Origin of the sequence: Streptomyces sp. PA03-5A (assembly GCF_033792725.1) — a bacterium.
Lineage (GTDB): Bacteria > Actinomycetota > Actinomycetes > Streptomycetales > Streptomycetaceae > Actinacidiphila.
Window position 1 is genome coordinate 16,203 of sequence record NZ_JARAVL010000050.1, and the last position, 24,622, is coordinate 40,824.

29 protein-coding genes and 1 tRNA gene are annotated in these 24,622 nt (G+C 73.2%); 11 read left to right on the forward strand and 19 right to left on the reverse strand.

What is annotated here, in order from left to right:
• Window positions 1-66: 66 nt before the first annotated feature.
• The 4 genes from PV410_RS39710 to rdgB all read left to right on the forward strand — a co-directional run bounded on the left by PV410_RS39710 (window position 67) and on the right by rdgB (window position 2,222).
• Complete coding sequence (locus tag PV410_RS39710) at window positions 67-300, forward strand: PTS sugar transporter subunit IIB (RefSeq protein ID WP_499512074.1); 234 nt, start codon at window positions 67-69, stop codon at window positions 298-300.
• 99 nt (window positions 301-399) lie between these two features.
• Window positions 400-1,146, forward strand: coding sequence for a ribonuclease PH (rph, locus tag PV410_RS39715; protein WP_500331297.1), 747 nt, complete (start codon window positions 400-402; stop codon window positions 1,144-1,146).
• A gap of 56 nt (window positions 1,147-1,202) precedes the next feature.
• Window positions 1,203-1,598 (forward strand): hypothetical protein, encoded by a 396-nt coding sequence (locus PV410_RS39720; protein ID WP_500331299.1) that lies wholly within the window; start codon window positions 1,203-1,205, stop codon window positions 1,596-1,598.
• A 15-nt stretch (window positions 1,599-1,613) separates the two neighbouring features.
• Entirely contained in the window at window positions 1,614-2,222 is a 609-nt protein-coding gene (gene rdgB / locus PV410_RS39725; protein WP_500331301.1) for an RdgB/HAM1 family non-canonical purine NTP pyrophosphatase, read from the forward strand.
• Window positions 2,223-2,267: 45 nt separating this feature from the next.
• Here the strand turns inward: rdgB and PV410_RS39730 are convergent.
• The 8 genes from PV410_RS39730 to PV410_RS39765 form a co-directional block, all read right to left on the reverse strand.
• Window positions 2,268-2,343 (reverse strand) — tRNA-Leu (locus tag PV410_RS39730).
• 11 nt (window positions 2,344-2,354) lie between these two features.
• A complete protein-coding gene (locus tag PV410_RS39735; RefSeq protein ID WP_500331303.1) occupies window positions 2,355-3,233 on the reverse strand; it encodes an HNH endonuclease signature motif containing protein in 879 nt (292 codons plus the stop codon).
• Window positions 3,234-3,866: an HNH endonuclease signature motif containing protein gene (locus PV410_RS39740; protein ID WP_500331305.1), complete on the reverse strand. Its 633-nt coding sequence runs from the start codon at window positions 3,864-3,866 to the stop codon at window positions 3,234-3,236.
• 134 nt (window positions 3,867-4,000) lie between these two features.
• On the reverse strand, window positions 4,001-4,858 hold the full coding sequence (locus PV410_RS39745; RefSeq protein WP_500331307.1) for a fumarylacetoacetate hydrolase family protein: 858 nt from the start codon (window positions 4,856-4,858) through the stop codon (window positions 4,001-4,003).
• A 55-nt stretch (window positions 4,859-4,913) separates the two neighbouring features.
• Window positions 4,914-5,585 carry a YidC/Oxa1 family membrane protein insertase gene (locus PV410_RS39750; RefSeq protein ID WP_500331308.1) on the reverse strand — a complete coding sequence of 224 codons (672 nt, stop codon included), beginning with the start codon at window positions 5,583-5,585 and terminating at the stop codon, window positions 4,914-4,916.
• Window positions 5,586-5,686: 101 nt separating this feature from the next.
• Window positions 5,687-5,995, reverse strand: coding sequence for a DUF6412 domain-containing protein (locus tag PV410_RS39755; protein ID WP_500331351.1), 309 nt, complete (start codon window positions 5,993-5,995; stop codon window positions 5,687-5,689).
• A gap of 50 nt (window positions 5,996-6,045) precedes the next feature.
• Window positions 6,046-6,813 carry a class E sortase gene (locus PV410_RS39760; RefSeq protein WP_500331309.1) on the reverse strand — a complete coding sequence of 256 codons (768 nt, stop codon included), beginning with the start codon at window positions 6,811-6,813 and terminating at the stop codon, window positions 6,046-6,048.
• A gap of 74 nt (window positions 6,814-6,887) precedes the next feature.
• Window positions 6,888-8,195, reverse strand: coding sequence for a DUF445 domain-containing protein (locus PV410_RS39765; protein ID WP_500331311.1), 1,308 nt, complete (start codon window positions 8,193-8,195; stop codon window positions 6,888-6,890).
• 173 nt (window positions 8,196-8,368) lie between these two features.
• Here PV410_RS39765 and PV410_RS39770 point away from each other — a divergent pair, with 173 nt between their 5' ends.
• Window positions 8,369-9,694 (forward strand): SGNH/GDSL hydrolase family protein, encoded by a 1,326-nt coding sequence (locus PV410_RS39770; protein ID WP_500331313.1) that lies wholly within the window; start codon window positions 8,369-8,371, stop codon window positions 9,692-9,694.
• Between the two features lie 25 nt (window positions 9,695-9,719).
• Complete coding sequence (locus tag PV410_RS39775; RefSeq protein WP_500331315.1) at window positions 9,720-10,832, forward strand: aminotransferase class V-fold PLP-dependent enzyme; 1,113 nt, start codon at window positions 9,720-9,722, stop codon at window positions 10,830-10,832.
• 87 nt (window positions 10,833-10,919) lie between these two features.
• Here the strand turns inward: PV410_RS39775 and PV410_RS39780 are convergent, their stop codons facing one another.
• Window positions 10,920-11,072: a hypothetical protein gene (locus PV410_RS39780; RefSeq protein ID WP_500331316.1), complete on the reverse strand. Its 153-nt coding sequence runs from the start codon at window positions 11,070-11,072 to the stop codon at window positions 10,920-10,922.
• Window positions 11,073-11,311: 239 nt separating this feature from the next.
• Here PV410_RS39780 and PV410_RS39785 point away from each other — a divergent pair, with 239 nt between their 5' ends.
• On the forward strand, window positions 11,312-13,543 hold the full coding sequence (locus PV410_RS39785) for a transglycosylase domain-containing protein (protein WP_500331318.1): 2,232 nt from the start codon (window positions 11,312-11,314) through the stop codon (window positions 13,541-13,543).
• Between the two features lie 73 nt (window positions 13,544-13,616).
• On the opposite strand, the gene PV410_RS39790 is transcribed toward PV410_RS39785, so the two are convergent.
• The 3 genes from PV410_RS39790 to PV410_RS39800 form a co-directional block, all read right to left on the reverse strand.
• Window positions 13,617-13,937 carry a DMT family transporter gene (locus PV410_RS39790; RefSeq protein WP_089225959.1) on the reverse strand — a complete coding sequence of 107 codons (321 nt, stop codon included), beginning with the start codon at window positions 13,935-13,937 and terminating at the stop codon, window positions 13,617-13,619.
• A 100-nt stretch (window positions 13,938-14,037) separates the two neighbouring features.
• Complete coding sequence (locus PV410_RS39795) at window positions 14,038-14,376, reverse strand: GroES family chaperonin (protein WP_026251892.1); 339 nt, start codon at window positions 14,374-14,376, stop codon at window positions 14,038-14,040.
• Between the two features lie 10 nt (window positions 14,377-14,386).
• Window positions 14,387-14,710, reverse strand: a complete 324-nt coding sequence (locus PV410_RS39800; protein WP_361801395.1) for a DUF3618 domain-containing protein — start codon at window positions 14,708-14,710, stop codon at window positions 14,387-14,389.
• A gap of 100 nt (window positions 14,711-14,810) precedes the next feature.
• On the opposite strand from PV410_RS39800, the gene bcp reads away from it, so the two are divergent.
• On the forward strand, window positions 14,811-15,278 hold the full coding sequence (gene bcp / locus PV410_RS39805; RefSeq protein ID WP_500331320.1) for a thioredoxin-dependent thiol peroxidase: 468 nt from the start codon (window positions 14,811-14,813) through the stop codon (window positions 15,276-15,278).
• Window positions 15,279-15,300: 22 nt separating this feature from the next.
• Here bcp and PV410_RS39810 read toward each other — a convergent pair whose 3' ends face one another.
• Window positions 15,301-15,948: a class F sortase gene (locus PV410_RS39810; RefSeq protein WP_500331322.1), complete on the reverse strand. Its 648-nt coding sequence runs from the start codon at window positions 15,946-15,948 to the stop codon at window positions 15,301-15,303.
• A 4-nt stretch (window positions 15,949-15,952) separates the two neighbouring features.
• Window positions 15,953-16,987, reverse strand: coding sequence for a hypothetical protein (locus PV410_RS39815; RefSeq protein WP_500331323.1), 1,035 nt, complete (start codon window positions 16,985-16,987; stop codon window positions 15,953-15,955).
• Window positions 16,988-17,178: 191 nt separating this feature from the next.
• On the opposite strand from PV410_RS39815, the gene PV410_RS39820 reads away from it, so the two are divergent.
• Both PV410_RS39820 and PV410_RS39825 read left to right on the forward strand, forming a co-directional pair.
• Window positions 17,179-17,958 carry an HAD-IIA family hydrolase gene (locus tag PV410_RS39820; protein ID WP_499512058.1) on the forward strand — a complete coding sequence of 260 codons (780 nt, stop codon included), beginning with the start codon at window positions 17,179-17,181 and terminating at the stop codon, window positions 17,956-17,958.
• A 186-nt stretch (window positions 17,959-18,144) separates the two neighbouring features.
• On the forward strand, window positions 18,145-19,551 hold the full coding sequence (locus tag PV410_RS39825) for a hypothetical protein (protein ID WP_500331324.1): 1,407 nt from the start codon (window positions 18,145-18,147) through the stop codon (window positions 19,549-19,551).
• Here the strand turns inward: PV410_RS39825 and PV410_RS39830 are convergent.
• The gene (locus PV410_RS39830; RefSeq protein WP_500331326.1) at window positions 19,535-20,485 is read right to left on the reverse strand and encodes a hypothetical protein; all 951 of its coding nucleotides are present in this window, start codon (window positions 20,483-20,485) and stop codon (window positions 19,535-19,537) included. The two genes, PV410_RS39825 and PV410_RS39830, sit on opposite strands and share 17 nt — an antisense overlap.
• Window positions 20,486-20,565: 80 nt before the next feature.
• The gene (locus PV410_RS39835) at window positions 20,566-21,750 is read right to left on the reverse strand and encodes an ROK family transcriptional regulator (RefSeq protein ID WP_500331328.1); all 1,185 of its coding nucleotides are present in this window, start codon (window positions 21,748-21,750) and stop codon (window positions 20,566-20,568) included.
• Window positions 21,751-21,797: 47 nt separating this feature from the next.
• On the opposite strand from PV410_RS39835, the gene PV410_RS39840 reads away from it, so the two are divergent.
• Window positions 21,798-22,868: a Gfo/Idh/MocA family oxidoreductase gene (locus PV410_RS39840; protein ID WP_500331330.1), complete on the forward strand. Its 1,071-nt coding sequence runs from the start codon at window positions 21,798-21,800 to the stop codon at window positions 22,866-22,868.
• A gap of 75 nt (window positions 22,869-22,943) precedes the next feature.
• On the opposite strand, the gene PV410_RS39845 is transcribed toward PV410_RS39840, so the two are convergent.
• From PV410_RS39845 to PV410_RS39855, 3 genes are all read right to left on the reverse strand, one after another.
• Window positions 22,944-23,234, reverse strand: coding sequence for a hypothetical protein (locus PV410_RS39845; protein WP_500331332.1), 291 nt, complete (start codon window positions 23,232-23,234; stop codon window positions 22,944-22,946).
• Between the two features lie 128 nt (window positions 23,235-23,362).
• Window positions 23,363-23,716 (reverse strand): STAS domain-containing protein, encoded by a 354-nt coding sequence (locus PV410_RS39850; RefSeq protein WP_500331334.1) that lies wholly within the window; start codon window positions 23,714-23,716, stop codon window positions 23,363-23,365.
• Window positions 23,717-23,871: 155 nt separating this feature from the next.
• Entirely contained in the window at window positions 23,872-24,612 is a 741-nt protein-coding gene (locus tag PV410_RS39855; protein ID WP_500331335.1) for a GAF and ANTAR domain-containing protein, read from the reverse strand.
• Window positions 24,613-24,622: the final 10 nt, after the last annotated feature.

The window sequence follows — 24,622 nt, forward strand, 5'->3', positions numbered from 1 at the left end:
AAGCGGTCCGCCACTGCATTACGGTGTGAAATCGGACCGAACGGCCGAGACCAACCAGGAGTACAGATGGCCAGCAAGGCAGAGAAGATCGTCGCCGGGCTCGGCGGACTCGACAACATCGAAGAAGTCGAGGGCTGCATCACCCGTCTCCGCACCGAGGTCAAGGACGCCTCGCTCGTCGACGACGCCGCGCTCAAGGCCGCCGGAGCGCACGGCGTCGTCAAGATGGGCAACGCGATCCAGGTCGTCATCGGCACCGACGCCGACCCCATCGCCGCCGACATCGAGGACATGATGTGACCCCGCGCTGACCGCCGGGGCCACCCCCACCTCACCCGCAAGGGGCCCGTTCCCGGACCGGCACGGGCCCCGGGACGCGCTACGACTAGGCTCGACGCCATGTCTCGTATCGACGGCCGCACCCCCGAAGAGCTCCGCCCCGTCACCATCCAGCGCGGCTGGAGCAAGCACGCCGAAGGATCCGTCCTCGTCTCCTTCGGCGACACCAAGGTCCTCTGCACCGCATCCGTCACCGAGGGCGTCCCCCGCTGGCGCAAGGGCAGCGGCGAAGGCTGGGTCACCGCCGAGTACGCCATGCTGCCCCGCGCCACCAACACCCGAGGCGACCGCGAGTCCGTCCGCGGCAAGATCGGCGGCCGCACCCACGAGATCTCCCGCCTCATCGGCCGCTCCCTGCGCGCCGTCATCGACTACAAGGCGCTCGGGGAGAACACCGTCGTCCTCGACTGCGACGTCCTCCAGGCCGACGGCGGCACCCGCACCGCCGCCATCACCGGCGCCTACGTCGCCCTCGCCGACGCCGTCACCTGGATGCACGGCCGCAAGCTCGTCCGCGCCAAGGCCCAGCCCCTCAGCGGCACCGTCAGCGCCGTCAGCGTCGGCATCATCGACGGCGTCCCCATGCTCGACCTCTGCTACGAGGAGGACGTCCGCGCGGAGACCGACATGAACGTCGTCTGCACCGGCGACGGCCGCTTCGTCGAGGTCCAGGGCACCGCCGAGGGCCAGCCCTTCGACCGCAAGGAACTCAACAGCCTCCTCGACCTCGCCGTCGCCGGCTGCGCCGAACTCGACGCGCTCCAGCGCGCCGCCCTCACCGACCTCGAACAGATCACCAAGAACTGACAAAGAGCACGTCTGCAAAACGCAACCCGAGGACGGCGCGGTGCGTATGTAAAGGTATGCACCCACGCACCCGCCGCCTCGCGGCGCTCGCCACCGCGGCCGCCCTCGGCACCACCGTCCTCATCGGCTGCAGCGCCGTCGACGCCGTCGACAAGGCCCTCGACTGCGCCAACGTCGCAGCCCAGGTGGCCACCGACGTCCAGAACCTGCAGAACGCCGTCAGCAACGCCGGCAACAGCCCGCAGGACGCCGCCAACGCCCTCGACCAGATCGCCGCCGACCTCGCCGACCTCGGCGACAAGACCGGCAACGCCGACGTCAACACCGCCGTCGACGACCTCCAGCAGGCCGTCGAGAATGCACAGAAGGCCGCCGAGAACGGAGACGTCCCCGACATCACCCCCGTCGCCGACGCCGCATCCGAACTCTCCAAGGTCTGCACCCCCGGCTGACGGGATAATCGGACCATGCCGCACACCCGCCTGGTCCTCGCCACCCGCAACGCCCACAAGGTCGCCGAACTCCACGCCATCCTGGCCGACGCCGGACTCGGCGTGGAGCTCGTCGGCGCCGACGCCTACCCCGCGATCCCCGACGTCCGCGAAACCGGCGTCACCTTCGCCGAGAACGCCCTCCTCAAGGCCCACGCCCTCGCCCAGGCCACCGGCCTCCCCGCCGTCGCCGACGACTCCGGCCTCTGCGTCGACGTCCTCGGCGGCGCCCCCGGCATCTTCTCCGCCCGCTGGGCCGGCAAGCACGGCGACGACCGCGCCAACCTCGAACTCCTCCTCGCCCAGCTCTCCGACATCGACACCCCCCACCGCGCCGCCCACTTCATGTGCGCCGCCGCCCTCGCCCTCCCCGACGGCACCGAACGCGTCGTCGAGGGCCGCCTCCTCGGCACGCTGCGCTTCGAGCCCCACGGCGCGAACGGCTTCGGCTACGACCCGATCCTCCAGCCGCTCGGCGAGTCCCGGACCTGCGCCGAACTCACCGCGGAGGAGAAGAACGCCATCAGCCACCGCGGCCTGGCCTTCCGGGGCCTGGTGCCGGTGGTGCGGGAACTGGTGGGGTGACATGACGAGGGGCGCGACATCTTGGAGATGTCGCGCCCCCGGCGGTGGGCCCGGTGGGACTCGAACCCACGACACACCGGATCTAAACCGGCGTCCTCTTGGCCAGCTGGGATACGGGCCCGCGGCGCCACTCTACTTGGTGGGGGAGCCCACCTGCGCGGGTACGGTGCCGGAGACTGCGCGGCCCGCGAAGCCGGCGGTCTGGCTGTGGCACGAGGGGCACAGATATCGGAGGTTGCCGATCCGGTTGTCCAGTCGGTCGCCGTTGACGTGATCGATCTCGAGCGTGATCGTCAGCCCCTGCCATGCCGGGCCCGTGCCGCAGGCACCGCATTCATAGGGCACGCCCTTCTCCTGGAGCGCGCGGTGCAGCATGCGCCGACCGGTACGCGGGCTGCCGGGGGCGAGCAGCCGCAGGATCTGCTTTGCCGATTTGCGGCGCGTGGAGGGGACGCCGCGAGCGTGCGCCTGACCCGTGAAGTGCGCCGTCGACAGCCCCCGCTCCGAGATGAGGCTCTTGAGCCGCCTCCTGGTCGTCCCGTTGTCCGGCAGGTCCAGGAGGCGAACGACGCCCGCGAGGCTCGTCGACCCGGCGACGGCCGCACACAGCCGGTGCACGTCGATGGGCCGTTGTTCCTTGGCGACCGGTCGCGCGAAATGGGAGGTGTCGATCCCGAAGTGGGCGAGTCGGCGCTCGATGTGCCGGTAGGCACTGTCGTACGGAGGCACGTCAAGGTGTTCCAGGATTTCGCGGATGGACCGGCAGCGGGCCGCGGCATCCTCCAGGACCGACCTCGTGTACCTGCGGGCTGGTCTGCTGGGCAGCGCTTCGTCGACGAAGTGTTCCGTGTCGATGCCGTAGTGCCGGAGTCGCTCCTTCAGGTAACCCAGCGGGCCGCTGCCGAGGGGTTGGCCGAGGCGCGTGAGCATGTCCACGAGACTGCGGGACCGGGCAGCGCAGGCCGTGAGCGAGGTGCGGGTGTAGCCCGGACTGTCGTAGAGACGGGACATCTAGCGCACCGCCCCACGGCGCTTGCGGCCCCGGTAAGTGTCGGTGGCCGCGTGGCAGTTCGGGCAGAGCAACCGCAGGTTCTCAGGCCGGTTGTCCCACCAGTCCCCGTTGATGTGGTCGACCTCCAGGCGCAGTGGCGCACCGTTCCACACCGGTCCGGTGCCGCACATCGCGCACAGGTCCTTGAGCCCTTGGCGGAGCAGGTGTCTGCGCAGACGGTCGCTCTGGATCCGCCCGTCGTTCGGTGTGCCGAGTACCAGTCGGTCGCTCAGTGACCGCCTCGGGCGGCGGGCACCGCTGTTCGGCGTGAAATGTGAGGTGTCGATTCCCAACCGCGCGATGCGGCGCCCGATGTGCGCCTGATTGCCGCCGACCGGACTGACGCCCAGGCGTCTCACGACCTCGGCGATGCTGGTCGACTCGCCAACGACGGCGCGCAACCGGCGTTCGGTGTGGCGGATTCCCTCGGGCTCGAAGTGCGAGCAGTCGACGTCCCAGGCGCTGATGAGCTTGCGCAGGTAGGCGCGGCTGCCGTTGGTGGGCGTTCCCCCGAGCCTGGTGATCACGTCGGAGAGCGACCTGCATTGGGCGGCGGCCTCTTCGAGGAGTTCGCGTGTGTATCTCGCAGTCACATATCCCCTATGCGATCGTGTGTTGCACTTTCGCACGTTTTAACGACCCGTTCGTACGACGGTTACGCCGACCGGGATACGCCGAAGGGCGCCCGGAACGACACACCGGGCGCCCTTCGGCGGGGGAGGTTGGGCTACGCGTCCTTGAGGACCTGGCGCTGGTGGCCGAGGCCGTCGATCTCGAGCTCGACGACGTCGCCGGCCCGGAGGTAGGGCTTGGGCTCGGGGCGGCCGAGGGCGACGCCGGCAGGGGTGCCGGTGTTGATGACGTCGCCGGGGTAGAGGGTCATGAACTGGCTGACGTAGCGGACGACTTCGGCGACCGGGAAGATCTGGTCGGCGGTGCTGCCGTCCTGCTTGAGGTCGCCGTTGACCCACAGCCGCAGGCCCAGGGCCTGGGGGTCGGGGATCTCGTCGGCGGTGACGAGCCAGGGGCCGAGGGGGTTGAAGGTCTCGCAGTTCTTGCCCTTGTCCCACTGGCCGCCGCGTTCGATCTGGAAGGCGCGTTCGGAGACGTCGTGGGCGACGGCGTAGCCCGCGACGGCGGCGAGGGCCTCGGTCCCGTCGGCCGCGTAGCGCAGTTCGCGGCCGATGACGACGGCGAGTTCGACCTCCCAGTCGGTCTTGAGGCTGCCGCGGGGGACGAGGACGGTGTCGTCGGGGCCGACGACGGTGTCGGGGGCCTTCATGAACAGGATGGGCTCGTCGGGGACGGCGGCGCCGGTCTCGCGGGCGTGGTCGTGGTAGTTGAGGCCGATGCAGACGATCTTGCCGATGCGGCTGAGCGGGGGGCCGACGCGCAGGTCCTCGGGGTCGAGGGCGGGGAGGGTGCCGTCGGCGGCCGCGGTGCGGATGCGGGCGAGGGCGTCCGCGTCGGCGAGCAGGGGGCCGTCGATGTCGGGGGTGAGGGAGGACAGGTCGCGCAGGGTGCCGTCCTGGTCGAGCAGGGCCGGGCGTTCGGCTCCGGCGGGGCCGACTCGCAGCAGCTTCACAAGACTCTCCGGGTGTGGTCGGGGGTGGTGGTCGTGGCCGAGGTCATGTCCGGGGTCATGTCCGATGGGGGCGGTCATCGGAGGTCTTGGTTGATCCTCCAGCGGCGGGGGTGGCGTCCGCAACCCCTTGACCATGGTGTGGACGGTGCAGCCAGGCGCGTTCGGCGGCGGTCCAGGCGGTCGAGGTGGCGATGTAGAGCCCGGCGGCCGGGGGGACGATCGCGGCGGTGACGAGGGTGCCGAAGGAGAGCAGCGGCAGGTGCTTGGCGAGGCCCTGGGCGTCGGGGGCGGCCTTGCGGGCGCGGCGGTAGGACCAGAAGGCGACGGCGGCGACCACGACGAGGATCGCGACGTGGAGGGCTCCGGCGCGCTCGTCGCCGATCCGGGCGGCGGAGGAGGCCTGGTAGAGCACGAAGAAGGCGGGGAGTTGGAGGAGCGTGGGGAGCATGCCGGCGAAGGGGGAGGAGCCCTCGTCCGCGTAGAGGTCGGTCAGTGCGCGCTGGAGTTTCTGCGGGTCGCGCCCGTGCTTGCGGCGCAGTTCGGCGACGCGCGGGGCGAGGGCGGCGCGGGTCTTCTCGCCGCGGGCGGCGGCGCGGGCGAGCGGGTGGAGGGCGAGCCTGACGAGGACGGTGAACAGGACGATCGCGGCGGCTGGCGCGGCGGCGGGTCCGGTGAGGGGGGTGAGGGCGTGGGTGAGGGTGAGCAGGAGGTGCGTGAACACGGACATGGGGGTGGGACCCTCCGCGGGTGTCGTCGTGCCGGTGGGGGTGGGCGCGGCGTGACGGGGCGCGGTGGGGCAGCGGGTGCCGGGGTGCGGTGGCGTTGCCCCTAGGCGGCCGTCGGGAGGGGGCGGCCGGGGGCCCTGGGGCGTGGGCGGCCGGAGGCGTCGGGGTCGCGCTGGGGGAGGAAGGCGGTGCGGCGTTGCCGGTCGCGCAGCGCGGTGCGGACGCGTCCGCGGGGTACGGGTGGTGCCGTGGCCGTGAGGCGGAGGGCGCTGCCGAGCAGGAGGGCGACGGCGGCGGTGGTCGCGGCGGCGGCGACGGCGGTGGTGAGGCCGGTGTGGGTGAGCAGCAGTGCGGTGAGGAGGAGCAGGAGTGCGGCGCCGTGCAGGCGTGCGGCCGCGGCGGTCCTGCGGATCACGTGGGCTGCTCCTTCCGTTCGTTTCGCAGGGGATGACGAACGGGGGGTCAGCGTGGTTCCGCGGCGGCGAGTCCGCCCCAGACGACGAGGCGGTGGGTGGAGGTGAACTCGGGGGTGCAGGTGGTGAGGGTGATGTAGCGGCCGGGTCCGGTCATGTGCCGGCGGGGGTGGACGGTGCTGTGGGGGACGGGGGCGATGACGGTGCCGTCGGAGGGGGTGGTGCGGGGGACGGTCTGCTGGACGACGTAGGTGTAGCGGGTGGTGGCGGTCTCGACGAGGAGGGTGTCGCCGGGGCGGAGCCGGTCGATGCGGCGGAAGGGTTCGCCGTGGGTGTTGCGGTGGCCGGCGAGGGCGAAGTTGCCGGGCTGTCCGGGGCCGGCGGTGTGCGGGTAGTGGCCGGCGTATCCGTGGTTGAGGACCTTGGCGCGGCTGATGCCTTCGGCGATGGGGGCGGTGACGCCGATGCGGGGGATGCGGAGCACGGCGTAGGCCTGGGAGGGGCGTGGGCCGGCGGTGGCGTTCCCGGTGCGGGTGGTGGTGCCGTTGGCCTGGGAGCGGTTTGTGGGTGCGGTACCGGCGGCGACGGCGGCCGTGGATTCCTCCGATGTATCGGAGGTGTCGGCGTCGTCCCACTGTCGTTCCAGGGCGGTCACCCGGTGTGCGGCGGCGGATTGCGCCCGCAGGTTGGTCCACCACAGTTGATGGGCGACGAGCAGCAGGAGGACGGCGCCGAGGGTGAGGGCGGCTTCGCCGGCGCCCCACAGCGCGCGTCCCTGCCAGCGCAGCGGGGCGTGGGCGTGGGCGTGGGTGGGCATGCGGGCACGGTAGATGACGCAGCGTCAGATTCCCAGGGTCGCGGCTGGGCCCGCTGCCCCGCCCGCGGGCTCCCTCACCCGGCCAGGAGCCGGGACACGCTGTAGATGGCCAGGCCCGCCAGGGCGCCCACGACGGTGCCGTTGATCCGGATGAACTGCAGGTCGCGCCCGACGTTGGCCTCGATCTTGCGGGTGGTCTGCTCGGGGTCCCAGCCGGCGATGGTGTCGGTGATCAGCGCGGTGATCTCGTCGCGGTAGGTGGTGACCACGTACGTGGCGGCGTCCTCCAGCCAGCCGTCGATCTTGGCGGTCAGCCGGGGGTCCTCGGTCATCCGCGCCCCCAGCGACAGCAGTGAGGCACGGGCCCGCAGCCGCAGCTCGCTGCGCTCGTCCTCGGCGGCGGCGACGATCATGCCGCGGACCGAGCCCCACGCGGACTCGATGAGTTCCTGGACCTCGTTGCGGGCGATCAGGTCCTTCTTGAGCCGTTCGACGCGGGCCCGGGTGTCCGGGTCGGACTGCAGCTCGAAGGCGAAGTCGGCCAGGAAGCGGTCGATGGCGCCGCGGGCGGGGTGCTCGGGCATGTCCCGCATCTCGGCGGTGAAGCGGACGAGTTCCTTGTAGACGCGTTCACCGACGCGGCGGTCCACGAAGCGCGGTGTCCAGCCGGGGGCGCCCTCCTGGACGGCGTGCATCACCGAGTCGGAGTGCTCGACCAGCCAGTCGTGCGCCCGGACGCAGACCAGGTCGACCACCCGCCGGTGCCCGCCGTCGGCGACGACGCGCTCCAGCATCTTCCCTATCCCCGGGGCGATCTCCTGGGCGTCCGCGCGCCGGGTGATGGCCTCGCCGACCACCGCCTGGACGTCGGAGTCGCGCAGCACGGTCAGGGCGCCGCGCAGCGCCGCGGCTCCCTGCTCGGTGACGCGGTCGGCGTGTTCGGGGTGTTCCAGCCAGGCGCCGAGCCGCCGGGCGATGCCGACCTTGCGCAGCCGGGTGCGGACGACCTGCGGGGACAGGAAGTTCTCGCCCACGAAGTCGCCGAGGGTGCGGCCGAGCGCGTCCTTCTTGGTGGGGATGATCGCGGTGTGCGGGATGGGCAGGCCGAGCGGCCTGCGGAAGAGCGCGGTCACCGCGAACCAGTCGGCGAGGGCACCGACCATGCCGGCCTCGGCGGCGGCCGCGACGTAGCCGGACCATCCGCCGGCTCCCGCCGACTCGGCCCACTTGGCCAGCACGTAGACCGCGGTGGCCACCAGCAGCAGGCCGGTGGCGATCACCTTCATGCGTCGTACGCCCCGCCGCCGGCCCTCGTCGGCGGGGCTGTATGAGAACGCCGGAGTCGGGTCTTGGTCCGATCCGGTCACCGGGGCCGTTTCCATCCGTCGTATCCACTCCTTCCGCGTATCGTCCACACCACACTCTTCGAGTGGAACGAACAACGAGTTCCCGGCGTCCGACAATGCAGACGGGCAGGCCCGACGTCTCCATGGGATCATGGCGGCAGCGGATCGCGCCGGTTTCCCGCCCTTTGATCCCAGGAGTGAAGCACCGCATGGCCAGATCGACGGGTTATGCACTGCTCGCCGGAATTGTCGCGCTGGTCGCGGTCATCTCCGCCGCGATCTTCGTCACCGTCAGCCGCGCCGACGGCTCCGGCCGCTCCGGGCAGGACACGGTGGGGGCCGGACTCCCGGGTGTCCCCAACCAGGCCGCGCCCGCGGCGTCGGGTGCGTGGGTGGGCACCTGGTCGACGTCTCCCGTCGGGGGCGAGCCGAACAGGCCGGACGGCTACGCCGGGTGGTCGATCCGCAACGTCGTGCACACCAGTGTCGGCGGCACCTCGGCGCGCGTCCACCTCTCCAACCTCTTCGGCCGGTCGTCCCTGCTGATCGGCCGGGCGACGGTCGCCGTCGCGGCGGACCCGGGGTCGCCGGCGGCGGCGGACGGCACGATGCGGTCGCTGACCTTCGGCGGGCGGACGTCGGTGCGGATCCCCGCGGGCGGCGAGGTCGTCAGCGATCCCGTCCAACTGGCCGTGCCGCACGCGACGGACCTGCTCGTCACGACGTACACGCCGAAGGCCTCGGGCCCGGTGACGTACCACCCGCGGGCGCAGCAGACCTCGTTCATGGCGGCCGGTGAGCGCACCGCGCGGACCGACGGTTCCGGGTACACCACCTTGACCCCCTACTGGCGCTACGTCACGGGGGTCGACGTCTTCACGCGGCAGGCGGCCGGGTCGGTGGTGCTGTTCGGCGACTCGATCACCGACGGCATCACCTCCACCTCCGGCGCGAACCACCGCTGGCCGGACCGCCTGGCGACGCGGCTGCGCGGCTCGGGGGACCGGGGGCTGCGGCTGGGCGTCCTCAACCAGGGGATCAGCGGCAACCGGGTGCTGCGCGACGGCGAGAACGGCGGCAATCCCAGCGGCCTGAGCCGCCTCGACCGTGACGCGCTCTCCCAGGCCGGCGTCCGCACGCTCGTCGTCGAGCTGGGCATCAACGACGTCATGCGACCGCCGCAGCGGACCGGCGCGCAGGAGATCCTCTCCGGGCTGCGGGAGATCGTGGCGCGCGGTCATGAGCGCGGGCTGCGGGTGCTGGGTGCCACGCTGACCCCGTGCGGCGGCCACCCCGGCTCCAACACGCACACCGAGGCGGTGCGGCAGCAGGTGAACGCCGCGATCCGGGCGGGCACGGTCTTCGACGAGGTGATCGACTTCGACCGGGCGCTGCGCGACCCCGGCCGCCCCTCCGCGCTGCTGCCCGCCTACGACTCCGGCGACCATCTGCACCCCAGTGACGCCGGCTACCTGCGCATGGCGGAAACTGTGGAGTTGTCGCTGCTCAAGGGCGGCGCGGCGGCCAAGGTGTGACGAGTACGGACGGACGGCGACACCCATGACGGAGCACACGGGCGGTCTGCCCGGTTACGCGGAGCACTTCAGCGAGCCCGAGGGCTACCTGGACTTCGCCCGCTACGGTCCGCCCTCGCGGGACGTCCTCGACGCCACGGCGGCCGCGCTGGCGGCCTCCGCTGAGGCCGACCACACCACCGTCAACGACCTGATGCGGGCCGAGCCGCGCGCCCGGGCCGCGGCGGCCCGTCTGGCGGGTACGGACACCGGGCACGTGGCGCTGCTGCCCAACGCCTCCACCGGGATCTTCCACGCCGCCTTCGGCGTGCCCGGCGGCACCGTCCTGGTGCCCTCGGCCGACTTCCCGGCCAACCACTACCCGTGGCGGCGCACGGCCGCCCTCGGCCGGGCGGTGCCGCGCTGGCTGGACGGCGCGCCGACCCCGGACGCGGTGCGCGAGGCGCTGACGGACGACGTGGTGGCGGTCTCGATCAGCGCCGTGGACTTCCGCACCGGCTACCGGGCCGACCTCGCGGCGCTGCGCGAGGTGATCGGCGACCGGCTGCTCGTGGTGGACGCGATGCAGGCGTTCGGCGTCGTCGAGCAGCCGTGGCAGGCGGCGGACGTGGTCGTGGCGGGCGGCCAGAAGTGGCTGCGGGCCAGCTGGGCGACCGGGTTCGCGGCGCTGTCGGACCGGGCCCTGGAGCGGCTTGAGCCCACGCTGACGGGATGGACCGGGGTCGAGGACGTCGCCGTCTTCGACGACACCGAGCACCCGGTCGCGCCGGACGCGCTGCGCTGGAGCATCACCAATCTGAGCCCGGTGACGGCCGCGGCCTTCGCGGCGGCGCTGGAGCTCGTCGAGGGTGTGGGGGTGGCCGCCGTCGAGGCGCACGTCGCGCGCCGGGTCGACGAGCTGATCGACGTGGTCCGCTCGGCCGGCGGGCAGGTGCTGTCCCCGGTGGCCCGCGCCGAGCGGGCGGGCATCGTGTCCTTCGCGCTGCCGGACGTGGACCCGGACCAGATCGCCAAGGCGCTGCACGCGCACGGGGTCACCCCTTCGGTGCGGGCGGACTCCGTCCGGCTGTCGGCCCACGCGTCGACCACGACGGGCGCCGTGGAGCGTGTACGCGCCGCACTGGCCTCGCTGCGCTGACCGGCCGCGCCTGGCCGGTGCGGACGTACGTCAACGTCATGGACGGGGCGTAGCCCCCCTCGTGGGGCGTTCGTGCCGGAGGGCGAGCTAGGTGTATGCGGTGATGGAGCCGAAGGCAGTGTCGGTGAGGACGCCGGCCGCGGGGGCCACGCGGTAGGTGGCGTGGCGCCGGAAGCCGTCCGCCGCCACGGTCGCGCACAGGAGCGTGGTCCCTCCTCCCGGTGCGGGGAACGGCTCCACCCGCTGGCGCGCAAGCGCCCGGTCTTACGCGCGGTGACCGCCGGGTGCCGCGGAGTTTTCACCCGCCGGGGTGGTGGGCGTCACGCTTTCGGCCTGTCACAGGCTTGTCACGGATGCGCCGCGATGACCCCATTTGTCCAGATGGTGGGAGAGTGTCCGGCGGGCCGTACGGCACGATTGACCCAAGATGTTCCGCCGGCGGCACAACCCTCGGCGGCCGCGGAGGAGTCAGTACAGACATGAGCAGCAGCAACGCTTCCCCCGGCGGCTGGGAGAACCGGCCTTCCGGCAAGAAGCCGAAGCGCACCGGTGCCCGCAGACTGATCCCGAGCTGGCGCGCGGTGCTCGGCGCGTTCCTGTTGGTCGTGCTGGCGTGCGCGGGGGCGTTCATCATTGGCTACCAGCTGGTCGACATCCCCAAGGCGAACGCGGGTGCGGTCGCGCAGAGCAACGTCTACCTGTACTCCGACGGCACCCAGCTCGCCCGGGACGGTGCGGTCAACCGCGAGAACGTGGGCCTGGACCAGGTGTCCGAGGTCGCCCAGCACGCCACGCTGGCCGCCGAGGACCGCAACTTCTACCACGAGTCCGCGATCAGTCCGAAGGCGATGCTGCGCGCGGCGTGGAACACCGTCACCGGCAAGGGCAAGCAGTCGGGTTCGACCATCACCCAGCAGTACGTCAAGAACTACTACCTCAACCAGGAGCAGACGGCGGTCCGCAAGGCCAAGGAGTTCTTCATCGCGATCAAGCTGGACCGCGAGAAGACCAAGGAGGAGATCCTCGAGGGCTACCTCAACACCAGCTACTACGGCCGCAACGCCTACGGCATCCAGGCCGCCGCCCAGGCCTACTTCGGCAAGGACGCGGACGAACTCGACGCCGCCGAGGGCGCGTACCTGGCGACCCTGCTCAACGCGCCCAGCGAGTACGACATCGTGGCCCACCCGGAGAACAAGGCCAAGGCTCAGGCGCGCTGGGACTACGTGCTGGACGGCATGGTCAAGGAGGGCTGGCTGAGCGAGGGCGAGCGCGCCGGGCTGAAGTTCCCGACGCCGCAGAAGGCCAAGGCCGCCACCGGGATGTCCGGCCAGCGCGGCTACCTGGTCGAGGCCGTCAAGGACTACCTGTACGGGGCCGGGATCCTGGACGAGGAGACCTTGCGCTCCGGCGGTTACCGGATCACCACCACCATCGACCGCAAGAAGGAGAAGGCCTTCGTCAAGGCGGCCGAGGAGCAACTCCTGGACAAGCTGGACCCGAAGAAGCACCCGGTGGACAAGTTCGTGCGGGTCGGCGGCGCGTCCATCGACCCGGCCACGGGCAAGGTCGTCGCGATGTACGGCGGCGTCGACTACACCAAGCAGTTCGTCAACAACGCGACCCGCACGGACTACCAGGTGGGCTCCACCTTCAAGCCGTTCATCTTCGCCTCCGCCGTCCAGAACGACTCCACCACCCAGAGCGGCCGGCGCATCACCCCCTACACCGTCTACGACGGCCGGAACAAGCGCGAGGTCATCGGTCCCGACGGCCCCACCGGTTACGCCCCGGGCAACGAGGACGGCGTCTCGTACGGGTCGATCACGGTCACCAACGCCATGGACAAGTCCGTGAACTCGGTCTACGCCCAGATGGCGCAGGACGTCGGCCCGGGCAAGGTCAACGACACGGTGCGGGCGCTGGGCATGCCGGAGAAGGTGAAGCTGGTGACCACCCCGGCGATGGCGCTCGGCACGATGACGGCGAGCCCGCTGGACATGGCGCAGACGTACGCGACGCTCGCCAACCACGGCCGCTACGTCCCGTACACCATGGTGGTGAAGATCACCAAGAACGGGCACGACGTGCAGCTGCCCACGCGCCGGCCCACCCAGGCCGTCCACCGCGAGGCCGCGGACACCACGACCTCCATCCTGCGTTCGGTGGTCCGGGGCGGCACCGCCACCGCGGCGCAGGCCGCGGGCCGGCCCGCCGCGGGCAAGACCGGCACGGCGGAGGAGGACAGGGCCGCCTGGTTCGCCGGCTACACCCCGGACCTGGCCACCGTCGTCGCCGTGATGGGCCAGGACTCCCAGACCGGCGCCCAGAAGAAGCTCTACAACGTCACGGGACTGCCCCGGGTCAACGGCGGCGGCTACCCCACGCAGATCTGGGCCCAGTACACGGCCGACGCGCTGGAGGGTAAGCCGGCGAAGAACTTCAAGCTGCGGCTGGAGCCCGGTGCCCAGGCCCCGCCGACCTCCGCCCCGCCGGCCACCTCCGCCCCGCCCACCACTTCGGCCCCGCCGACGACCTCGGCCCCGCCGGAGTCCTCCGAGCCGCCCGGCACGGAGGAACCGCCCACCAGCGAGGCGCCGACCGAGCCCAGCGGCCCGGCCAGCCCCGGCGAGGACGGCGGCACCGAGGGCGGCGGACTGCCCATCGGCGGCCTGGACGGCGACCCCGGCGGCGGGGACGACTTCCCGTAGACACGGGGCCGGGCGCCGCCGGGGTTCCCCCGGCGGCGCCCGGCGTGGCCCGGTGCGGCCTGGTCAGCGCAGGTCAGTGCCCCGAGGTCGCCTTCAGGCCGACCACGGACACCAGCAGCAGGCAGATGAAGAAGATCCGGGCGGCGGTCGCCGGCTCACCCAGCACGACGATGCCGAGCACCGCCGCGCCGGCTGCCCCGATCCCGACCCACACCCCGTAGGCGGTGCCGATCGGCAGCGTCCTCGCCGCGTACGACAGCAGCAGCATGCTCGCCACGATGCCGAGCCCCGTGCCGACGCTGGGCCACAGCCGGGTGAAGCCGTCGGTGTACTTCATGCCGATCGACCAGCCGACCTCGAGCAGGCCGGCGGCACACAACAGGACCCATGCCATGACGGGCACCTCCACGATCCTCAAGGGGTCAGAAGGCGTCGTCTTTGCATGGGCCCTGGTACGGCGCGTCTCGTCAGGGGACGAACACGACGATAACAAATCAGAGGTAGAGGCCGGTGGAGTCCTCCGAGCCCTGCAGCCGCTCCGCCGCCACCGCGTGCAGGTCCCGCTCACGCATCAGCACGTACGCCGTGCCGCGCACCTCGACCTCGGCCCGGTCCTCCGGGTCGAAGAGCACCCGGTCGCCGACCTCCACGGTCCGTACGTTCTGTCCCACCGCGACGACCTCGGCCCAGGCGAGCCGCTTGCCGACGGCCGCCGTGGCGGGGATCAGGATGCCGCCGCCGGAGCGCCGCTCACCCTCGGGGACGTCGGAGCGCACCAGCACGCGGTCGTGCAGCATGCGGATGGGCAGCTTGTCATGCGTATTCGAACTCACAGGTACGACGTTACCGGCGTCGCCGGCGCAGTGAGAGCCCGGCCACCACGGCGACCAGCGCCACCGCCGCCACCGCGACCGGCACGATGCGCTCCACGCGCGGCGCGCCGTCCTCCGCCACGAAGTGGCCCCGCAGCTCGGTCACACCCCGGTTGACCGCCACGTACGCACGGCCCGCGGTGCGGTCCACCGCGGAGGCGACCTTCGCCTTGGCGTCCGCCGCGATCGTGCTGGGGTGCACCCGCACCGCGATCTCGTCCAGCGTCGCGGCGAGCGCCTGCCGCTTGAGGGCGATGTCCGCCTCGATCTGAGCAGGACTCCTGCCATCCGACACTGCTCCGCCTCCATCGTCCTTGTCGACCGGTACCGTGCAGACAGTCTGTCAGCCCGTCCGTGCCGATGCCCGTCGGCACCCCGAATCGGAGAACTGCACCATGAGCGAGCGCCTCCAGCCCGGCGACACCGCCCCCGCCTTCACCCTTCCCGACGCCGACGGCAACGAGGTCTCCCTCGCCGGCCACGCGGGTCGCAAGGTCGTCGTGTACTTCTACCCGGCCGCCCTCACGCCCGGTTGCACCAAGCAGGCCTGCGACTTCACCGACAACCTCGACCTGCTCGCGGGCGCCGGCTACGACGTCATCGGGATCTCGCCCGACAAGCTGGAGAAGCTGGCCAAGTTCCGCGAGAAGGAGTCCCTGAAGGTCACCCTGCTCGCCGACCCCGACAAGTCGGTGCTGGAGGCGTACGGCGCCTTCGGCGAGAAGAAGCTGTACGGCAAGGTGGTGACCGGGGTGATCCGCTCCACCGTCGTCGTCGACGAGCAGGGCAAGGTCGAGCACGCCTGGTACAACGTCAAGGCCACCGGCCACGTCGCCAAGCTCATCCGCGATCTGGGCATCTGACGCCCCGTCGGGCCGGGGCCGGTCACGCCCGGGTGTGCGAGCCGGTCAGCGCCGCGTACACCACGACGTTCGCCGAGTAGGACTGGGTGGCGTGGTCGAAGGTGCCGCCGCAGGTGATCAGCCGCAGCTCGGGGCGGACTCCCGAGCCGTACACCCGGTCCGGGCGGAAGCCCGTCTTGTCGACGATCTCCACGCCCTCGACGGCGAACTCGGCGACCGAGCCGTCCGAGCGGGTGACCTCCACCAGGTCGCCCTGGGTGACGGTGCTCAGGGCGTAGAAGACCGCCGCCTTGGTGCGGGTGTCGACGTGCCCGACGATCAGCGCCGCCCCCGCGTCCCCGGGGGCGGGACCGCGCCCGTACCAGCCGGCCACGTTCGGCGTGGTGAACGGCGGCGGGTCCACCGCGCCGTCGGCGGTGAGCCCCCGTTCCACCAGCTTGGCGTGGATGCCGGCCGAGGGGATGTCGATCCGCAGGGGGCGCGCCGGGGACAGCGGCGTGTGCGCCGCGTAGACCTGGGCGGGCCGCCCCGCGGCTGCGGCGTCCGCGGTCGCGGCGGTCGCGGGGGCGCCCGACCCGGAGCCCGGTGGGCCCGGGTGGACGTATCCCCTCAGCCACGCCGCGCCGAGCACCACGATGGTCGCGAGGGTCGCGACAGTACGTCCCTGCACCGGGTCAGTCCCGGGTGCGGCGACGGTGCACGACCAGTCCCGCGGCCCCTGCCACGGCCAGGACCCCGGCCGCCACGATGCCGGGCACGCCCGCCGGCTGCTGCTCCTCCGCCGCGGCCGGGTGCGCCGCCATGGCGCCGCCGCCCGCGGGGACAGGAGCGGACGGGAAGCCGGAGGCGGCCTCGGTGACCTCCAGCGTGCCCTCGTGGGACTTGCCGTCGCAGGTGATGGAGACCCGGTAGGAGCCCGGGGTCAGCCCGGATCGGACCACGGCGGAGGCGTACATCCCGCCGTCGCTGGCCGGGGCGAGTGTGACCGGGGTGACGAACGCGGAGGAGCTGACGGTGCCGGTCTTGGCGCGGTCGCACTGGTCGGTGCGGACGTCGACGTCGCCGCCGGGACCGGCCGTGCCGGGGGTGATCTTCACCGGGCCGCTGCCGACGCCCCCGACACCGCCGACGCCTCCGACACCGCCGACGCCTCCGACACCGCCGACGCCTCCGACGCCGCCGACGCCTCCGACGCCTCCGACGCCTCCGACGCCGCCGATGCCCCCGGTGCCGCCGGTGCCTCCGGTGCCGCCGGTGCCTCCGGTGCCGCCGTCGTTGTCGGGGCCGTTGTCCGAGCCGTTGTCCCCGCGGTCGTCGTCGTCCCGACCGGAGTCGTCGCGTCCGGAGTCGTCACGGCCGCCGTTGTCGCGGCCTGAGTCCTCGTGGTCGTTGTCGCTGTTGTTGTCGCCGTTGCCGCGCCCGCTGTCGTCGTCATCGTCATCGTCGTTGTTGTTGTTCTGCCGGCCGTTGTCCTGGCCGTCGTCGTCGCCCTTGTTGCCGAACTGCAGGAGGGGGTTGTTGCTGCCGCCGTCCTGGTCCCCGTCACCCCCGCCTCCGCCACCTCCGCCGCCTCCGCCGAACTGGAACGAGGTCCCGCTGGAGTCGTCCGGTCCGTCGTCGGCCACGGCGGCGGGACCGCACAGCGCGATCAGCGTCGCCGCCGCGGCGGCGCACAAGGGAACGCGGGCGGCTCCCATGACAGAGCCCATGATCACAACCTCCACTCAACCGGGCTCACGTCGTCGGATTGGTCGGCCCCGGTGTTTCGAAGGTCCCTTCCCGCGCGGGCCCTCGCATGCGGTGGTGGTCCGGACGGGTCGGGGGGTCGCCCGGACCGGGGACAAGGGCGGACGCCGCGCGCATGTGCACAGGTCACCCGGCCGGACTAGAGTCCGCAGCCATGACAGCGCGCAAGCCCATCGAATCCTGGCTCACCGACATGGACGGCGTCCTGATGCACGAGGGCATCCCGGTGCCCGGCGCGGACGCCTTTATCAAGCGGCTGCGGGACTCGGGCCGCCCGTTCCTCGTCCTGACGAACAACTCGATCTACACACCCCGCGACCTGGCGGCGCGGCTCAGCCGCATCGGCCTGGACGTGCCGGCCGAGAACATCTGGACCTCGGCGCTGGCCACGGCCCGCTTCCTGGACGACCAGCACCCCGGCGGGACGGCGTACGTGATCGGGGAGGCCGGCCTCACCACGGCCCTGCACGACGCGGGCTACGTGCTGACCGACCACGAGCCCGACTTCGTGATCCTGGGCGAGACGCGGACCTACTCCTTCGAGGCCCTCACCAAGGCCATCCGCCTGATCAACGCGGGGTCCCGGTTCATCGCCACCAACCCGGACAACACCGGGCCCTCGCCCGAGGGGGCGCTGCCCGCCACCGGCTCGGTCGCCGCCCTGATCACCAAGGCGACGGGGAAGGACCCGTACTTCGTCGGCAAGCCGAACCCGCTGATGATGCGCACCGGCCTCAACACCATCGGCGCGCACTCGGAGACCTCCGCCATGATCGGCGACCGCATGGACACCGACGTGCTGGCGGGCCTGGAGGCCGGGATGCAGACCTTCCTGGTGCTGACCGGCCTGACCAAGGCGGGCGACATCGACCGCTTCCCCTACCGGCCGACCACCGTCGTGGACTCCATCGCGGACCTCGTCGACCTCGTCTGACGACGGTGCGCCCCCGGCCGCGACCGGCCGGGGGCGGTGGCACCCTCCACGATCCGGTGCGGCCGCACGGTGACGCCGCGCCGCGGGACGTTCACCGGATGATCATCCGCCGGGCGGCGGGAGTTGGGGGCGGCGGAGCAGGCTCTCCCCCGCATTTCCTCAGCGATCTTGGAAGGGCGTCCACCGATGCTGTCCCGCACCCGCACGGCCACCCTCGTCCCCGGCGCGGTCGCCACCGTGCTCGCCGCCACGATGGTGCCGCTCCTCGGCACCCCGGCGGGCGCCGCCTCGTACGGCACCCCGACGATCTCCCTGTCCGCCTCCTACCTCTCCGGCGCGGTCGGTGCCACCGCCGACCCCACCGTCACGGTCGCCGTCGCGCAGAGCGGCGCGGACGCCTCGGCGCTCACCGTCGCCGCCTCCGCCAGCACCAGGACCTCGGTCGCCGGCACCGGCGACGTGACCGTCACGGGTACGGGCGGCAGCCGCACCCTGGCGGTCGCCCCCCGCGCCCGCGGCTACGCCGACCTGACGGTCAAGGTGACCGGCCTCGGCGGCAAGACCGCCACCAAGACGCTGCACTTCGCCGCCTCCGCCGCCGTCACCCACGCCGCCGACACGCGGTACACCACCGGCTCCAGCGACGCCTCCGCCGCCGTGGACGTCGGCGGCGGCTACATGGTCGTCGCCGACGACGAGAGCAACGTGCTGCGGCTGTACCGGCGCGACGGCTCCGGCGCCCCCGTGCGCACCTGGGACATCGGCTCCAAGGCCGGCGCCTCCTCCGAGATCGACATCGAGGCCGGCACCCGGGCGGGGGACACCATCTACTGGACCGGCTCCATGGGCAACAACAAGGACGGCGAGGTGAAGGCCGACCGCTCCACGCTCTTCGCCACCACCGTCACCGGCAGCGGCGCCGACACCCAGCTGACCGTCTCCGGCTACTACGAGGGCCTGCGCGCCGACCTGATTGCCTGGGACAAGGCCGGCGGCAACCGCTACGGCTTCGCCGCGGGCGCCGCCTCCGGTGAGATACCCAAGGCCATCGACGGCTTCAACGCCGAGGGCATGGAGTTCGCCCCCGGCTCGACCAGCACCGCCTACATCGGCTTCCGCGCGCCGCTGGTGCCCCCGGCCTCCGGCGGGAAGGCGCTGCTGGTGCCGGTCACCAACCTCGACAAGCTGGTCGGCGGCAGGCCCAACACCTCCGTCCACGCCACCTTCGGCACCCCGGTCACCCTCGACCTCGGCGGCCTCAGCGTCCGTGACATCCGCCGCAACGCCGCCGGGCAGTACCTGATCCTGGCCGGTTCCTGGGCCGCCGACGACAACAGCGACCCGTACGCCCTCTACTCCTGGGACGGCAACGCCGGCAGCACGCCCGTCAAGCTGCTCGACCTGCCCACCTCCGACCCGGGTGCCTGGGAGGCCATCGTGGACGTCCCGGACCTGACCGCGGCCGGTGCCCGGGCGCAGCTGATGACCGACAACGGCGCCGCCGACCTCTACGGGGACGGCAAGGAGGCCAAGGACCTCAGCCACCCCGAGTGGCAGAAGTCCCGCAGCACCTGGTTCACCCTCGGCGGCTGAACCGCAGGGCCGCACCGCCCATGACCAGCAGCACCCCGGCGCCCGTGAGCATCAGCGCGGGCGCCCGGTGCTGTTCGCCCGTGGCGGCCAGACGCGGTGGGGTGCCCGGTGCGCTGCCCGGGGCGGTCTCGTCGCCCTTGCCGGGTACGGGTGCCGGCCCGGATCCCGTACCGGGACCCGTACCCGGTCCGGTGCCCGGACCGGCGCCCGGCCCGGCGCCCACGGAGGGATCCGGTGCCGGGGACCCGCCCGGGCGCGTGCCCGGCCCGTCACCCGGTCCGGTGCCTTCCCCGCCGTCCCCGCCGTCCCCGCCTTCGCCGCCGTCCGGCTGCCCTTCGTCTTCCGGCCGGCCGGGGCGCGGGGACTGCGGCCCGGCCGTGGCGTCCCGGTGGGGGACGACGTCGAAGTCGTAGCCGGCGGACTCCCCGACCCAGTCGCCGTCCGTGCCGCGACGCTCCATGATCGTGGCCGAGGCCGTGACACGCCCGGCGGGCGTGGGCGCGGTGAAGCGCAGCCGCAGGGCGATCGCCACCTTGCGGCGCGACGGCAGTGTGGTGCCCGGCCCGTCCTTGCCGCCCACCACGGCGATGTTCTCGTCGTTGTCCGTGCGCTCGACGGCCACCGGCCGCCACGAGCGGTCCCGTGCGCTCCGCGATCCCGCGACGGGGGCCGGCACCCGGTACTCCAGGCGGATCTGATCGGGCGCCAGCTTCCGTCCGCGGTCGACGAAGACGAGGACCGGGTGCACGTCGCGCAGCGGCCCGCTCGACGTGTTCTCCAGTTCCACCCGGAACTCCTCGGGCCCGGCCCCCGCCGTGTAGGTGTGGGGGCCGCCCAGCAGCCGGGCGGTGACCGGGAAGGGCTCCGCGGCCGACTGGGGGGCCGCCGCCACGACCGCTGCCGCCGCGACGGCCAGAGCGCTGCACCACCTCATGGGCAGCGAAGCTCTCACGGTCATCCGCTGATATCACCGCGCGACGCGGCGACGGCCCGCCCCCGCACCCGTACGGGCGGCTAGCCGACCGCCGTCTGGCCGAAGAGCGGCGCCAGCGCCAGCAGCGCGGCCCCCTCGGCGACCACGCGCCGCCCGGCCGCGGCGACGGTGACGGGCACCGTGCGGCCGGCCGCGCGCAGGGTGCGCGGGTCCATGGCGGCGGCCACCTCGCGCGCGAAGAGCGCGGGGTCCGCCAGCACGGTGCGGCCGCCGAGCACGACCCGGTCGATGTCCAGCAGGGAGACCAGGTTGGCGGCGCCGACGCCGAGCAGCCGCGCGGCCTGCGCCGTGTCGCCGCGGCCGACGGCGGCCAGGCACAGCGCCTCCAGGCAGCCCCGGTTGCCGCAGGCGCACACCGGGCCGTCCAGGGCGACCGCCTGGTGGCCGAACTCGCCCGCGCCGGTGCGGGCGCCGCGGTGCAGGGTGCCGTCGAGCACGAGGCCCGCGCCGAGGCCGGTCCCCAGGTGCAGGTAGCCGAACGAGTCCCCGGCACCCCGGCCCGCCCCCGCGCCGTGTGCACCGTCCGCGCCGTCCCGGTCCCCGTCCACGTCCACGTCCCCGCCGGGCGGTAGCACGGCGAGGGCCGCCGCGTTGGTGTCCTTGTCCAGCACGACGGGCAGCCCGAGGCGTTCGGCCAGCGCGTCGCGCAGCGGGTAGCCGTCCCATCCCGGCAGGCCCGTGACGCGGTGCAGCACCCCCGCGGTGTGGTCGAGCGGGCCCGGGCAGGCCAGCCCGGCGCCGAGCACCGCCCCGTCCGCGCCGGGCGTGGCGCCGACGGTCTCCCGGACCAGTCCCGCCACCGCCTCCAGCACCTCCCCGGCCGGGCGCCGCAGGTCCAGGGGGACGGTCCCGGCGTCCACCACGCCGCCCGCCAGGTCGGCGAGCACCACCGTCAACTCGTCGCGGTCCAGGTGCACCCCCACGGCGTACCGGGCGCGGCGCGCCAGCCGCAGCAGGGTGCGCGGCTTGCCGCCGGTCGGGGCGCCGCGCCCCGCCTCGTCGACCAGGCCGTCCGCCCGCAGCCGTGCGGTGATCTTGCTGACGGCCTGGGGGGTGAGCCCGGTGCGCTCGGCCAGTTCCAGGCGGCTGATGCCGGCGCCCCCGCCCACGGTCGCCGTCCGCAGCAGGCCCAGGACGAGAGCGGCGTTGTGGCTGCGCAGCGCGGGCAGGTTGGCCCCGGAGAATCCCCTGTTCACATCTCCCATTGTCAGCTTCGCTTGCGCTTTGGCAACAGCGTTGCTTAAGTGGTGCCATGGCTCCCGCACCTCTTCGCGTCGGGCTGGTCGGCTACGGTCTGGCCGGCTCGGTCTTCCACGCCCCGCTGATCTCCACCACCGACGGCCTCGTCCTGGACACCGTCGTCACCGGCAACCCGGAGCGCCAGGCGCAGGCACACGCCGAGCACCCGGACGTCCGCATCGCCGGTCACCCGGACGAGCTGTGGAAGCGCGCCGGCGAGCTCGACCTGATCGTCCTGGCCTCGCCGAACAAGACCCACGTCCCGTTCGCGACCGCCGCGCTGGAGGCCGGACTCGCGGTCGTCGTCGACAAGCCGGTGGCCGGCACCGCGGCCGAGGCGCACGCCCTCGCGGACCTCGCCGACGAGCGCGGCCTGCTGCTCTCGGTCTTCCAGAACCGCCGCTGGGACAACGACTTCCTCACCCTGCGCGGGCTGCTGGAGCGCGGCGAACTGGGCGAGGTGTGGCGCTTCGAGTCCCGCTTCGAGCGGTGGCGGCCGAGCCTGAAGGGCGGCTGGCGCGAGTCCGGCGACCCCGCCGAGATCGGCGGCCTGCTCTACGACCTCGGCAGCCACCTCGTCGACCAGGCGCTGACCCTCTTCGGGCCCGCCGTCCACGTGTACGGCGAGCTGGACGTGCGACGGCCCGGCGCCCAGGTGGACGACGACGCCTTCGTGGCCGTGACCCACGCCGGGGGCGTCCGCTCCCACCTGTGGATGAGTGCCACCACCGCCCAGCTCGGCCCCCGCTTCCGGGTGCTCGGCAGCGCCGCCGGATATGTCAAGCACGGCCTGGACCCGCAGGAGGCCGCGCTGCGCGACGGCGCCCGCCCCGCCACCGGCGCCGTGTGGGGCACCGAACCGGAGGCCGAGTGGGGCGTGCTGGGCGCCGGTGACGAGGTGCGCCCCGTGCCGACCGTGCCGGGCGACTACCCCGCGTACTACGTCGCCGTCGCCGCCGCCCTGCGGGACGGCACCGCGCCGCCGGTCACCGCCCGCGAGGCCGCCGACGCGCTCACGGTCATCGAGGCGGCCGCCGTCTCGGCCCGCGAGGGGCGGACCGTGCGGCTCACGCCGAAGGCCTGACCCCAGGCTCTTCCCCGGGGCGTACAGCGCCCGGCCCGCGGTCCGCTCCTCCCGGAGCCGCCGGCCGGGCGCTCCTCACCCTCGGGCGCCGGGACCGCGGGAGTGGTCCGGTGCGTCAGGGGAGAGACGGTGGACCCGCCCCGGGCCGTCCGGCGGCTCCGCAGGCACGCCGACGGACACGGTGGGCGCGAGGACGTAGCCACGGGCGACCCCGACCGCCGCCCAGGCCACCCGTGTCGCCGACGCGCCGTACGCCAGGACTTCCGGCACCGCCGCGCGCCCCAGGGGCGAGGTCCAGGAGACGTCGGGTGCGGATCTTCGCGGATCGGACAGGGACAGTCGTGAGGAGGCCGCGAGCTTGGCCATGGCCGGACCACGTCCTGGAGGCGTAGGAAACACTTCCGGCGACCGGGGTCCTGGGCCGCCCTGTCAGGCTAGGACACCTGAACGCGGCCGGGCTAGGGCGTGTTGGGGGCGCGCGTTCGGGGTGCGTGTCAGTTCGTGGGCTCCGGCCAGTCCGGCAGGATCGTGAAGCACCGGGTCAGCCGGGTCGCCCGAAGCGTGCGCAGCGTGAACTCGTCCCGGCACACCAGCCGTACCCGACCGGAGTGCTCCTCGGCGCGGCGCCGGGCGCGCACCAGCGCCGACAGGCCGCTGCAGTCGATGAACTCCACCGGCCGCAGGTCCACCACGATGTCCGGGCGGTCGGCCCCGGTCAGCGCGTCGAGGGCGGCGGACACCCCGGGCGCGGTGAGCGCGTCCACCTCGCCGCCGAGCGTCACCAGGGTGCTGGACCCGTCGGTGCGCCGGTCGATCCGGGGCATGGTGTCTGTGGCGTCGTCGGACATGGGACGTCTCCGGGGACGGGAGCCTGGCGCAAGCGGCACGGGGACGGGAACGGGACAGGACGCCACCGGGGTCCGGGGTGGTGGGCCCAGCCTATGCCCGACGCGCCGTCGCCGGCCCGGCCGAGGACGAACCCGTGACGTCCCCTGCCGGCGGGTCAGTCACCGGCCCCGCGCAGCGCGTCGGAGTCCACCGTGCCCGCCACGACACCCCGGGCCAGTACCGCGAGCCGCACCCGGTGCGTCCGCGCGTACCGCCGCAGCGCCGTGAACGCCTCGTCGACGCCGACGCCCCAGCGCTCCGCCAGGACGCCCTTGGCCTGTTCCAGGACGACCCGGCTGTCGAGTGCGGCCTGCAACTGGGCGGCCAGCGCCTCCTGCCGCTGCCGGGCCCGTTCCTGGAGTATCCCGATGGCGGCGGCGTCCGCGAAGGCCCGGGCCAGCGCCACGTCACCGCCCGGGGGATCGCCGGGCACCCCGCGGAACAGGTTCAGCGCGCCGATCACCTCGGCCCGGCGCCGCAGCGGCACGGCGTACGTCGCGTGGAAGCCCCGGTCGCGGGCGAGCGGGGCGAAGCGCGGCCAGCGGTCGTCGCAGCGCGCGAGGTCCGGGGCGGTGACCACGTCCGAACCCCGGTAGCAGTCCAGACAGGGCCCCTCCTCCCGCTGCCGGCGCAGGAGTTCGCCCGCGCCGCCGCAGCCGGCCGCGGTCCGCAGCTCACCGCGCCCGTCGTCCAGCAGCAGTCCGGCCGCCGTGACGTCCAGCAGCTCCACGCAGCGGTCGGCCACCCGCTCCAGGAAGACGCCCACGTCGAAGTCGCCGTCCAGGGTGTCGGCGAGGTCCACGAGGACCTCGGCGAGCCGCAGCTCGCGCGCACGGTGCGTCGGGTGCTCTGTCACGTCCGGCTCC

Coding starts and splice junctions, on each gene's coding strand:
- PV410_RS39710 (WP_499512074.1), top strand. CDS start 67: ATGGCCAGCAAGGCAGAGAAGATCGTCGCCGGGCTCGGCGGACTCGAC.
- rph (WP_500331297.1), top strand. CDS start 400: ATGTCTCGTATCGACGGCCGCACCCCCGAAGAGCTCCGCCCCGTCACC.
- PV410_RS39720 (WP_500331299.1), top strand. CDS start 1,203: ATGCACCCACGCACCCGCCGCCTCGCGGCGCTCGCCACCGCGGCCGCC.
- rdgB (WP_500331301.1), top strand. CDS start 1,614: ATGCCGCACACCCGCCTGGTCCTCGCCACCCGCAACGCCCACAAGGTC.
- PV410_RS39735 (WP_500331303.1), bottom strand. CDS start 3,233: ATGTCCCGTCTCTACGACAGTCCGGGCTACACCCGCACCTCGCTCACG.
- PV410_RS39750 (WP_500331308.1), bottom strand. CDS start 5,585: ATGTCCGTGTTCACGCACCTCCTGCTCACCCTCACCCACGCCCTCACC.
- PV410_RS39760 (WP_500331309.1), bottom strand. CDS start 6,813: ATGCCCACCCACGCCCACGCCCACGCCCCGCTGCGCTGGCAGGGACGC.
- PV410_RS39765 (WP_500331311.1), bottom strand. CDS start 8,195: ATGGAAACGGCCCCGGTGACCGGATCGGACCAAGACCCGACTCCGGCG.
- PV410_RS39770 (WP_500331313.1), top strand. CDS start 8,369: ATGGCCAGATCGACGGGTTATGCACTGCTCGCCGGAATTGTCGCGCTG.
- PV410_RS39775 (WP_500331315.1), top strand. CDS start 9,720: ATGACGGAGCACACGGGCGGTCTGCCCGGTTACGCGGAGCACTTCAGC.
- PV410_RS39785 (WP_500331318.1), top strand. CDS start 11,312: ATGAGCAGCAGCAACGCTTCCCCCGGCGGCTGGGAGAACCGGCCTTCC.
- PV410_RS39790 (WP_089225959.1), bottom strand. CDS start 13,937: ATGGCATGGGTCCTGTTGTGTGCCGCCGGCCTGCTCGAGGTCGGCTGG.
- bcp (WP_500331320.1), top strand. CDS start 14,811: ATGAGCGAGCGCCTCCAGCCCGGCGACACCGCCCCCGCCTTCACCCTT.
- PV410_RS39815 (WP_500331323.1), bottom strand. CDS start 16,987: ATGGGCTCTGTCATGGGAGCCGCCCGCGTTCCCTTGTGCGCCGCCGCG.
- PV410_RS39820 (WP_499512058.1), top strand. CDS start 17,179: ATGACAGCGCGCAAGCCCATCGAATCCTGGCTCACCGACATGGACGGC.
- PV410_RS39825 (WP_500331324.1), top strand. CDS start 18,145: ATGCTGTCCCGCACCCGCACGGCCACCCTCGTCCCCGGCGCGGTCGCC.
- PV410_RS39830 (WP_500331326.1), bottom strand. CDS start 20,485: ATGAGGTGGTGCAGCGCTCTGGCCGTCGCGGCGGCAGCGGTCGTGGCG.
- PV410_RS39835 (WP_500331328.1), bottom strand. CDS start 21,750: ATGGGAGATGTGAACAGGGGATTCTCCGGGGCCAACCTGCCCGCGCTG.
- PV410_RS39840 (WP_500331330.1), top strand. CDS start 21,798: ATGGCTCCCGCACCTCTTCGCGTCGGGCTGGTCGGCTACGGTCTGGCC.
- PV410_RS39845 (WP_500331332.1), bottom strand. CDS start 23,234: ATGGCCAAGCTCGCGGCCTCCTCACGACTGTCCCTGTCCGATCCGCGA.
- PV410_RS39850 (WP_500331334.1), bottom strand. CDS start 23,716: ATGTCCGACGACGCCACAGACACCATGCCCCGGATCGACCGGCGCACC.